Source organism: Ligilactobacillus saerimneri, from assembly GCF_036689625.1.
Classification (GTDB): domain Bacteria; phylum Bacillota; class Bacilli; order Lactobacillales; family Lactobacillaceae; genus Ligilactobacillus; species Ligilactobacillus saerimneri.
This window is the reverse complement of the sequence record NZ_CP144759.1, coordinates 462,039-472,500: the sequence shown is the minus strand read 5'-3', so window position 1 is coordinate 472,500 and position 10,462 is coordinate 462,039. Positions and strand designations below refer to the sequence as shown.

The window sequence follows — 10,462 nt, the reverse complement described above, 5'->3', positions numbered from 1 at the left end:
AGTAAATCTCTCAAAACTAAACAAAGTTTCAACTAACGTGTAGGTTCCGTATTATTCCTTAGAAAGGAGGTGATCCAGCCGCAGGTTCTCCTACGGCTACCTTGTTACGACTTCACCCCAATCATCTGTCCCACCTTAGACGGCTGGCTCCAAAAGGTTACCCCACCGGCTTTGGGTGTTACAAACTCTCATGGTGTGACGGGCGGTGTGTACAAGGCCCGGGAACGTATTCACCGCGACATGCTGATTCGCGATTACTAGCGATTCCGACTTCGTGCAGGCGAGTTGCAGCCTGCAGTCCGAACTGAGAGCAGCTTTAAGAGATTTGCTAAACCTCGCGGTTTCGCGACTCGTTGTACTGCCCATTGTAGCACGTGTGTAGCCCAGGTCATAAGGGGCATGATGATTTGACGTCATCCCCACCTTCCTCCGGTTTGTCACCGGCAGTCTCGCCAGAGTGCCCAACTGAATGCTGGCAACTGACAACAAGGGTTGCGCTCGTTGCGGGACTTAACCCAACATCTCACGACACGAGCTGACGACAACCATGCACCACCTGTCATTTTGTCCCCGAAGGGAAAACCTAATCTCTTAGGTGGTCAAAAGATGTCAAGACCTGGTAAGGTTCTTCGCGTAGCTTCGAATTAAACCACATGCTCCACCGCTTGTGCGGGCCCCCGTCAATTCCTTTGAGTTTCAACCTTGCGGTCGTACTCCCCAGGCGGAATGCTTAGTGCGTTAGCTGCGGCACTGAAGGGCGGAAACCCTCCAACACCTAGCATTCATCGTTTACGGCGTGGACTACCAGGGTATCTAATCCTGTTCGCTACCCACGCTTTCGAACCTCAGCGTCAGTTACAGACCAGAGAGCCGCTTTCGCCACTGGTGTTCTTCCATATATCTACGCATTTCACCGCTACACATGGAGTTCCACTCTCCTCTTCTGCACTCAAGTTCCCCAGTTTCCAATGCACATCTTCGGTTAAGCCGAAGGCTTTCACATCAGACTTAAAGAACCGCCTGCGTTCCCTTTACGCCCAATAAATCCGGATAACGCTTGCCACCTACGTATTACCGCGGCTGCTGGCACGTAGTTAGCCGTGACTTGCTGGTTAGATACCGTCAACAGGTGAACAGTTACTCTCACCCGTGTTCTTCTCTAACAACAGAGTTTTACGATCCGAAGACCTTCTTCGCTCACGCGGCGTTGCTCCATCAGACTTGCGTCCATTGTGGAAGATTCCCTACTGCTGCCTCCCGTAGGAGTCTGGGCCGTGTCTCAGTCCCAATGTGGCCGATCAGTCTCTCAACTCGGCTACGTATCATTGCCTTGGTAAGCCGTTACCTTACCAACTAGCTAATACGCCGCAGGTCCATCCAGAAGTGATAGCAGAGCCATCTTTAATCATTTGACCATGCGGTCAAATGACCTATGCGGTATTAGCATCTGTTTCCAGGTGTTATCCCCCGCTTCTGGGCAGGTTACCTACGTGTTACTCACCCGTCCGCCGCTCATCGGTAAACCATCGTCAATCGGATGCAAGCATCTTCAATCAGTTGGGCCGATGCGCTCGACTTGCATGTATTAGGCACGCCGCCAGCGTTCATCCTGAGCCAGGATCAAACTCTCGATTTAAAATCTTAAGTCGATTAGACTCGTAAAAATTACTAGCGAATTGACATTCGCAAATGTTTTGCTCTTGCGTCTAGCAAGAAGCCCTACACATTTGATTTGTCGAAACTTTGTTCAGTTTTCAAAGATCTACTTTATAAAAAGTTGTTTGCTTGAAACAACTCATTCATAATAGCATTTCAAGTTTCATGCGTCAAGCATAAAATTTAAAAAATCTCACTGCCGTAAGAAGTGATTTGATAACTCCTTATCAGCAACGAGATTTATAATATCAATTCCTACCCATAGGGTCAAGAACTTTTTTCACTTTTTTTATCGATATCCGCCAAAGCTTGCTCAACCCACTCATCAAGGCGGTCTGCAATCGGGGCAAACCCTTCCTCAACATGGCGGTTAGTCCAGTAATGTTTATACTGGTTGGGCGCAACGTTTGTGTGGTAAAAGTCAAACTTTTTCTCTAAGCACCGCAACGATAAACTGATCTTTTGCGTATACTCATCAATATCAATGATCATCACCCGAACCCGTTGTCCTACTTGGAGTAAGTCGTAGATATCACTAATATAACCATTGCGACACTCGGAGATGTGAATCAACCCCTGGGTATCATTATCAAGGGAAACAAATGCTCCATAGGGTTGAATCCCCGTCACTTTGCCCTCAATAACCATCCCAATTCTATATCGCATATTAATCCCGATCCTTCACCGCAATCTTTTCGATCACAATATCCCGACCAGGTTTGTCTCCTGGCATCGTTGGTTCTTTAGCGATCTTGTCTACAACTTCCATTCCAGCTACCACTTGACCGAAAACGGTATGACGGTGATCAAGCCACGGTGTGCCCCCCTTTTGATAAGCAGCTACGATTTCTTCAGGATAATGCGCCCGCTTCATTTCAGCTGCCATTGAATCAGGGAGGTTCTTGTTTTGGACGATAAAGAACTGACTTCCATTAGTGTTTGGACCAGCATTGGCCATTGACAATGCTCCGCGGAGGTTAAACAACTGGTCAGAAAATTCATCTTCAAATTCTTTTTCCCAGATACTGCTACCCCCCATACCGGTTCCGGTTGGGTCTCCCCCTTGAATCATGAAATCATAGATCACCCGGTGGAAAATTGTCCCATCATAGTAACCATTACGCGCTAAAGTCATGAAGTTTTCAACTGCTTTGGGCGCTAGTTCTGGAAAAAGGACACATGTAATATCCCCCAGGTTGGTCGTAATTGTTACCTGTGGCGTCGTATCTGTATTTACTGCTAATTGTGGATACATCAACATCACTTCCTAATATTTAGTTTTGGCAATCAAAAATATTTTAACACGAAACCTACTATGCTACTATTGTTTTCACTTTAGAGCGATACTTTGCTTTTAATTCATGTTCAGTGTATCGTTAGTAATGCTATTACTTCATTGTGGAGGAAACGAGAATTGAAAAACTACTATGATATAAATATTATCGGTGGCGGACCGGTGGGCTTGTTCGCTGCGACATACGCTCGGATGCACCTTGCCCAAACCCAAGTGATTGAAAGTCTCGATCAGAGTGGTGGGCAAGTCAGTGCCCTTTTCCCTGCTAAAGAAATCTACGATATCCCCGGCTTTACCCGTTTGACGGGGCAAGAATTGATTGACAATTTAACCCGCCAGGCCCAACACTATGGACCTGAAATCAAGCTCAATCAAACTGTCCAAGAAATCATCACGACCGACCAGGGGTATGAAGTGGTTACGAACCAAGGTTCCAGCTTTACCAAGACAATCATCGTTGCTACCGGAGCAGGAGCTTTCCAACCCCGTAAACTCCGTTTACCAGAAGCAGGTCCCCTAGAAGGAACCAAAGTCTTTTATTTTGTTAAGGACCAGACACCTTTTATTGATCAAGACATTGCCATCGCTGGCGGCGGTGATTCCGCGGTTGATTGGGCCTTGCACTTGGCCGAAGTTGCGCACTCAGTAACCCTGATTCACCGGCGAGATCAGTTTCGGGCACTTGAAAGTTCAGTCGCAAAATTGGAACCTGCAGGCGTTAAGCTGGCCACTCCTTATACCATCCGTGCTTTGGCTGACCACAATGAAAAATTAAAATTAACTTTAAAAAAGGCTAGGAGCACTACAAGTGAGGAACTGGTTGTTGATAAACTACTAGTGAACTATGGATTTATTTCCAACAACAATATGGTCCGCAGCTGGGGGCTTGATACTGACAAACGCGGTATCACCGTTGATCGGACGATGATGACTTCACGCCCTAATATCTTTGCCATTGGCGACGCAGCCTCTTATCCTGGCAAGACACCTTTGATTGCTACTGGCTGGGGCGAAGCACCTATTGCAATCAACGCCGCCCTCAATGCGATCTATCCAGACCGAAACCAAGCTCTCCATAGTACACAACTCATCAAAAATTTTGTAAAGGACTAGTGGATCATGAGTTACTTAATTGATTTTATCCTCCACATTGACGAACACTTAATCACGATTGTTAATATGTTTGGCGATTGGACATATTTAATCTTATTCGCCATCATCTTTGTTGAAACTGGGGTAGTCATCATGCCGTTCTTGCCGGGGGATTCCTTGCTCTTTGCGGCAGCTGCGATGGCGGCCAACTCTAAGTATCACCTTGATATTTGGATCTTTGTGGCTTGCTTCTTCATCGCATCCATGTTGGGAGATTCTTCTAACTATGCGATTGGTCATAAAGTCGGTCACTCCCTAACTAAGAATTCATTTTTGAGTCGCTTTATCCGCAAAGATGATTTAGTTAAAACTGAACTTTTCTTTGAAAAGCACGGAGGAAAGGCCATCATCATCGCCCGCTTCATGCCAATCATTCGGACGTTAGTTCCGTTTGTAGCTGCTAGCAGCGGTTTCCCCTACAAAACCTTCCTTCATTACAATCTTTTAGGGAACGTCCTGTGGGTAATCATCTGTTGTAGCGGAGGTTACTTCTTTGGTAACTTCACGATCGTTAAGGAACATTTTTCCCTGATCATTTTGGGCATCATTGTTGTTTCCTTAATTCCAGCAGTGGTTGGTGCGCTCAAGGCGCGCTTGAGTAAATAATTGATATAAAACAAAAGGATCGCGGTTTGAAGCCACGATCCTTTTTTCTTATTCACGTTGTCGTTGAGTAAATAACACCCAGATTCCCAGCAAGATCCCCCCAATAATGAGCGCAAAGAATAATCCAAAGCATATAGCAAAATAATAGCTCGGCAATAAATTAATGATCTGATCTCGTCGTGGATCAAACAGCCAATCCTGATTACGGAACAATAGTTGATGAAAAATGACAAAGAAATCATTAAAATCAACTATTGCTAAACTTGCTAAACAAATGCTAATACCAGCAACACCACGCAATACCAGCCGGGCGAGCCACAGCGAGTATGCATCATGACTCCACCGCCATACTGGTTTAATGAGCGCTGTCATCCCGATAAAACCAATATACACTCCCCAAACTAGGTGTTTAACATCCTGAAAATGGGTCTGTGCTGGTACAGATAAAGCCAGGTGACCGCCGATTGTTGTCCGGGTAGGAAAGTTAAGGAATTGCCACACCCGCAAGTATTCTCGGAAAGCAGCTTGGTCATTAAGTCCCAAGCTTTGGCCCCAGTGATAGTGGCGAACCAAGACCCAATATAAGGGCAGACAATTTACCGTAATAATAATTGCCCCTAGTAATATCCAGCCACTAATAACTAGACCACAGATTATTCCCCGCTTTTTACTTGGCATAATCTGGTCATCCTTATTCAATCACCCAATCATCCAGCGTATCCAACTCAATCGTTGGCTGTTGCGGCTTTTGGGCTACCTGCTCTTTAGTAGAAACCCCGGTATAAACCAACATCGTGTCAATCCCAAAATTGATCCCTGCCGAAATATCCGTCATGTAGTTATCACCAACCATTACTACTTCGTCTTTGGCTAACCCTAACCGCTTCAATGCTTTTTCCATAATAATGGTCTCAGGTTTGCCAATATAAGTTGCTTTTTGTTGGGTAGCTCGTTCTACCAAGGCGATGATTGAACCTGCTCCTGGAACTAAGCCCCGTTCATTGGGCAAGTTAGTATCTGCATTGGTTCCGATAAACTTAGCCCCACGCTTGATTGCTAAAGTAGCTAGTTCAAACTTGTGGTAAGTCACATCATAATCCAAACCTACCACTGCATAATCTGGGGTAGTTTCTTCAAACTGAAAACCCTGGTCCAACAAAGCCTGTTTTAGGCCTAATTCACCAATTGCGTATACAGATCGTTTTTTAGGATCCAAGTCAGCCAGATAATCCGCTGTTGCTAATGCACTAGTATATACCTGGTCAGGGGTAACATGGATATCGAAGTTGTCCCCTAAGTTAGCAACCACCTTTTCTGGTGTCTTGGTACTATTATTAGTCACAAATAGGATCTGCTTACCTTTCTCTTGAAGTCGTTTAATAAACCGTTGGGCCGCCGGGATCTTTTCTTTTCCCCGATACATCGTCCCATCTAAATCAATCATATATCCTTGATAACTCTTCACTATCTCTTACCTCACTTCTGCCTAATTGTAAAACCACGATTTGTCTTATTATCGTGTGAACGCTTTTTATTATAATTTTTATGCTTAGGGTTCCGCCGCCGGGATCGGTACGTTTTTTCGCCATTAGCATTCCGCTTTTCTGCAGAATGATAACCTCTTTTGTTATTGCGCCGGGGTTTACGTCCTGGTTTGGATTCTCCAAGGTTTTGGAGGATAAAGTATGCACAACCGAAATTACAGTATTCGTCCAGGTAATCTTGAATGTGGTCAATGTTTTGTCCTGAACTTCCCTGCTTACTATTGCTGGCATAAAATCCCCGCAACCGTAATTGGTCATAACCCCAATCACCCAGAATATAGTCGTATTTGGTTAAAATACTGCTAAACCGTTCTTCCAATTTTTCAATATTAAACCCCTCACGGTAGTTACTGATTAACCGATACGGATGACCATCAATCGTTAGTTCCGTCGCATTTTTCATCTTAATATGACTAGCAAAAGCCTTGATCGTTTCGGCCTTTTTAGCCAATTGTTCTTGACGTCGCTCTTTTTTCTCGCTATTCACTAGCTCCCCTCCATCAAACAATATACTTCAATTATAAACAGAAATCTTATTTCAATGCTATTTTTCTTTATCGCCGCTTTTGATAATCAATTTTCTTTTCTGTCACCATCATCACAATATCATCCCGGCTAAAAGGTGTGCCAAAAGGGATGGACCGGTGCAGATAATCCTTCTCAGGGCTATCCACACCAACGTTGATATTTTCTGCCATGTTGACAGCACGGTTATGAATATGCCCGTGTAAATTGATCCGATTTTTGGCCGGGCCCACGATCATTGGGTAGTGGGTCAAAAAGAACTGATACTTGGCAAATTTAAGACGAATCCCTACTTCATGAAAGGTAAACTTGGGCTTACCATTGACAGTTATATTATGCTTGGCAAGATACTTAAACAGTGTTTGGTTGTCATGGTTTCCCTTAATAAAGCAGATGTTACCATTGAGGCGCAATAACAAACTTAATAACCGGGCTAATTCCGCTGCCTTAGTACTAATGAGAGCAATATCGCCCAAATGATACACCTGATCAGTTGGTGCTACCGCAGCATTCCAGCTATTAACAATTTGCTCATTCATCTCGCCAATAGTCAAGAAATGGCGGTCAGCAAACCTGGCATTATGCACGATCCCTGGATGAAAGAAATGAGTATCCGCAGTAAAAAAGTCCATTTTTTCACTTCCTTGTTTATTTGACAAATAATAAAGAGGTGGGCCACACCAACTAGATTAGTTAGCACTTCCCACCTCAGATTAAACGACCAGGTTCTCCTATTCCCGGTCAATGATATTAATTATTTTCACGATGACGCATCCGGATGGCTACATAAAGGGCAATAAACCAAATGATCGCAGCAATCAGTGCGTATAAGGTGGTCTTTTCCAAGCATAATACTACCGCAATAAAGACCAAAAATGCCAATACCAAGTAGTTGGAAAGAGGATACAACGGCATTTTGAACGTTAATTTTTGTTCTGCTTGCGCTGAGAGTGACTTCCGGTACTTGATATGGGCAACAACAATTGCTCCCCAAATGAACAAGAAGCACGTCGTTGCGACACTCGAAACAAAGTTAAATAAGGATGTATTAGGAATGATGAAGTTAGCAATAACTGAAATTGCGATTACCATTGCAGAGAAGATCAAGCCGTTAGCTGGGACCTGGGTCCGTGAGAGCGTGCTCATCTTCCGGGCAAATTTTGATTTGCCATGGTAATTCAAAGAAAATAACATCCGTCCGGTTGTAAACAAGGAACTGTTAGTTGCTGAAGCAGCAGCCGTCAGGACAACAAAGTTGATGATTCCTGCAGCCATAGTCACCCCAATATTTTCAAACACCTGAACAAAGGGACTGGAAGAAGCAGTAATGTAATTCCATGGATAAATACACATTAATGCCAGCAACGATCCAACGTAAAACAAGATTACCCGCGTAGGAATCTCGTTGATTGCCTTAGGAATAACTGTTTCTGGATCTTCAGCTTCAGAAGCAGTTACCCCAACCATTTCAATCCCAATGAAACCAAACGTTACCATTTGGAATGAAAGAACGAAGCCTTTCCACCCCTGGGGTAAAAAGCCCCCTTCGCTAAAGAGGTTACTCAAGCTGGCATGTCCCACTGGTGTTTGGTAGTTGACTGCAACTAAAACGATTCCCGCGATGATGAGCGCAACAATCGCAACAATCTTGATCAAAGCAAACCAAAACTCCATCTCCCCGAATAACCCGACCGTGATCAGGTTAATTAACAGCAACAACCCGATCAATATCAGCCCGGGTAACCACTGGGGAATATGGGGGAACCAGTATTTGATATACATCCCACTCGCCGTAACATCAGCCATAGCGATGGTAATCCAGCACACCCAATAGGTCCAACCGGCAATAATACCGACATCTTTCCCGAGGTACTTGGCGATAAAATCAATAAACGAATGCGTATCCAGGTCAGAGAGTAGCAACTCCCCCATGGCCCGCATCAGTAAAAAGCAAATCGCACCAGTGATCAAATACGCTAGGACAATTGCCGGCCCCGCTGAGTGAATCGACTTACCAGACCCTAGGAATAACCCAGTTCCGATCGTGCCCCCCAGCGCAATCAACTGAACGTGACGACTTTTCAGACTTCGGGCATATTCTTTTTTCTCGGACATATCGTAACTCCTTCAATAATGTTTGACACTGTTTCTAATTATTACATAAATGTGTTTCAAATGTTACATTATTTTTAATTTATAGTAAATTCATCGTTTGCCCTTTAAAAAAACTTTAATAAGTGCACTTCTTTTTCATGAAAAAAAGCAACTAAGCACTCCCCAGGGCAAAGTTCGTTTTTATGAGCATAAAATGTGAATAATATGAATACGGACGGAAAAGAATGTTCAACTCATGCGGTCATTCTTTTCCGTCCGTATTCCTGCTAGCGTCTGCGGAAGAAAAAATCCTTCCCAGGCACTATCAATCCTGCGGCAAGTTCCCCTAGTAACTATACCGCCTAAAAAACCACACTATTTCACTACAACATTGGCTACCAGAAATGCTTCCAATTCATGCACAAACTTGGCAAATTCGTCTTGATTCTTAATCTCAGGGAAGTCCCCCAACAAAACTTGGCTAGCTTGCTGGGCATTGCCCCCCTGCTTTTGTACTAGCAAAATAGCTTTGCGTGCTTGCGTATTTCCAAATAAGCCTTGAGGTAAATTTAGTAATGCTTGCAAATATCCAACCTGTTGGATGTACTTCACTAATGGGAGTCCGGCCGGTGTCTGGAATAAACCAGCTGGAACAATAAACACCCCTACACCACCGGGTTTGAGCGTATTCAAACTTTGCTCAATCAGTAAGTGATGCGCAAACGAATGCCCTTCTTGGTTATGAGTTGCAAATTTTTGTGCTTTTTCATCAATCGGATAGTACCCAACCGGTAAATCACTGACAACAGCATCGACCGCTGGAACCAATAATGGATCCAACCCATCCTGGTGGAATAAGTCCACTTTGATTTGTTGTAACTGGCCACTCAAGCTTGCCAACGTCAACAGTGTATCATCGTTGTCAACTCCCATTCCCGTTACATCTTGGTCAGGCAGGTGGTTCAACAAGGTAAACAATAAATTACCTGTTCCTACCCCCATATCCAGCAAGCTGAGCTGGTGATGATTACGGAAAATCACTGTTAGGATATTAGCCAGTAACAACCCGATTGTATCTGGCGTCATCTGGTGGTTAGGTTGAATTACTTCTTGCTTATAACCTTTAAGAATCAATAATTGCACTAACAAACGAACATCATCCGCTGCTAAGGTAGTTAGATCGACTTGGTCATACAGGTCCTGTAATTTAGCAACAGTCGCTGGCTTGGGATGCCCATCTTCAACCTGGATCTCCCCTGTCAGGAGGTTGTCCCCTGTTTCAATCAAGGCATCAAAATAATCGAGGTCCATATCTTCTTGCAGTAAAGCAATTGTTTGCCCTAGGACCTGCAAATTAGGTTCAACTTTGGGATTAAGTGCCATTTTCCTTCCTACTATAATAGTTGCTTGGCCCAGATGTGGCTTTAAATGAGCAACTATTTAGCTTTTCCTTTCTATATCTTCTTACCGTGGATACTACTTGGTCCAATAAACATCCTGCTTCAAGGCTGCTATTCCGGTAAGCTCAACTAAAACTAGTCCTTTTATGGATCACTTTTTCAATTCTATATAGATTTAAGCATGATTTCAA

At 44.0% G+C, this 10,462-nt stretch carries 10 protein-coding genes and 1 rRNA gene; 2 read left to right on the top strand and 9 right to left on the bottom strand.

What is annotated here, in order from left to right; genetic code table 11:
• Positions 1–62: 62 nt before the first annotated feature.
• From V3C97_RS02200 to V3C97_RS02190, 3 genes are all read right to left on the bottom strand, one after another.
• A 16S ribosomal RNA gene (locus tag V3C97_RS02200) occupies positions 63–1,636 on the bottom strand.
• A gap of 287 nt (positions 1,637–1,923) precedes the next feature.
• Positions 1,924–2,322 (bottom strand): CvfD/Ygs/GSP13 family RNA-binding post-transcriptional regulator, encoded by a 399-nt coding sequence (locus V3C97_RS02195; RefSeq protein ID WP_027826667.1) that lies wholly within the window; start codon positions 2,320–2,322, stop codon positions 1,924–1,926.
• A 1-nt stretch (position 2,323) separates the two neighbouring features.
• Positions 2,324–2,917, bottom strand: coding sequence for a peptidylprolyl isomerase (locus V3C97_RS02190; protein ID WP_035162965.1), 594 nt, complete (start codon positions 2,915–2,917; stop codon positions 2,324–2,326).
• 153 nt (positions 2,918–3,070) lie between these two features.
• Between V3C97_RS02190 and V3C97_RS02185 the strand changes: the two genes are divergently transcribed.
• The gene (locus tag V3C97_RS02185) at positions 3,071–4,063 is read left to right on the top strand and encodes an NAD(P)/FAD-dependent oxidoreductase (protein WP_338434369.1); all 993 of its coding nucleotides are present in this window, start codon (positions 3,071–3,073) and stop codon (positions 4,061–4,063) included.
• 6 nt (positions 4,064–4,069) lie between these two features.
• Positions 4,070–4,708 (top strand): VTT domain-containing protein, encoded by a 639-nt coding sequence (locus V3C97_RS02180; protein WP_338434368.1) that lies wholly within the window; start codon positions 4,070–4,072, stop codon positions 4,706–4,708.
• 48 nt (positions 4,709–4,756) lie between these two features.
• Here the strand turns inward: V3C97_RS02180 and V3C97_RS02175 are convergent, their stop codons facing one another.
• The 6 genes from V3C97_RS02175 to V3C97_RS02150 form a co-directional block, all read right to left on the bottom strand.
• Entirely contained in the window at positions 4,757–5,386 is a 630-nt protein-coding gene (locus V3C97_RS02175; RefSeq protein ID WP_338434367.1) for a TIGR01906 family membrane protein, read from the bottom strand.
• Positions 5,387–5,399: 13 nt separating this feature from the next.
• Positions 5,400–6,173, bottom strand: a complete 774-nt coding sequence (locus V3C97_RS02170; protein ID WP_009552993.1) for a TIGR01457 family HAD-type hydrolase — start codon at positions 6,171–6,173, stop codon at positions 5,400–5,402.
• Positions 6,174–6,184: 11 nt separating this feature from the next.
• Positions 6,185–6,739, bottom strand: coding sequence for a YutD family protein (locus tag V3C97_RS02165; protein WP_338434366.1), 555 nt, complete (start codon positions 6,737–6,739; stop codon positions 6,185–6,187).
• A gap of 67 nt (positions 6,740–6,806) precedes the next feature.
• On the bottom strand, positions 6,807–7,409 hold the full coding sequence (locus V3C97_RS02160; RefSeq protein ID WP_338434365.1) for a metallophosphoesterase family protein: 603 nt from the start codon (positions 7,407–7,409) through the stop codon (positions 6,807–6,809).
• Positions 7,410–7,527: 118 nt separating this feature from the next.
• A complete protein-coding gene (locus V3C97_RS02155; RefSeq protein WP_027826674.1) occupies positions 7,528–8,892 on the bottom strand; it encodes an amino acid permease in 1,365 nt (454 codons plus the stop codon).
• 354 nt (positions 8,893–9,246) lie between these two features.
• Entirely contained in the window at positions 9,247–10,254 is a 1,008-nt protein-coding gene (locus V3C97_RS02150) for a class I SAM-dependent methyltransferase (protein ID WP_338434364.1), read from the bottom strand.
• Between the last annotated feature and the right edge of the window lie 208 nt (positions 10,255–10,462).

Bases quoted from the DNA above. Each gene is read 5' to 3' on its own strand.
- V3C97_RS02155 (WP_027826674.1), bottom strand. From the start codon at position 8,892: ATGTCCGAGAAAAAAGAATATGCCCGAAGTCTGAAAAGTCGTCACGTT.
- V3C97_RS02160 (WP_338434365.1), bottom strand. From the start codon at position 7,409: ATGGACTTTTTTACTGCGGATACTCATTTCTTTCATCCAGGGATCGTG.
- V3C97_RS02195 (WP_027826667.1), bottom strand. From the start codon at position 2,322: ATGCGATATAGAATTGGGATGGTTATTGAGGGCAAAGTGACGGGGATT.
- V3C97_RS02150 (WP_338434364.1), bottom strand. From the start codon at position 10,254: ATGGCACTTAATCCCAAAGTTGAACCTAATTTGCAGGTCCTAGGGCAA.
- V3C97_RS02180 (WP_338434368.1), top strand. From the start codon at position 4,070: ATGAGTTACTTAATTGATTTTATCCTCCACATTGACGAACACTTAATC.
- V3C97_RS02190 (WP_035162965.1), bottom strand. From the start codon at position 2,917: ATGTTGATGTATCCACAATTAGCAGTAAATACAGATACGACGCCACAG.
- V3C97_RS02175 (WP_338434367.1), bottom strand. From the start codon at position 5,386: ATGCCAAGTAAAAAGCGGGGAATAATCTGTGGTCTAGTTATTAGTGGC.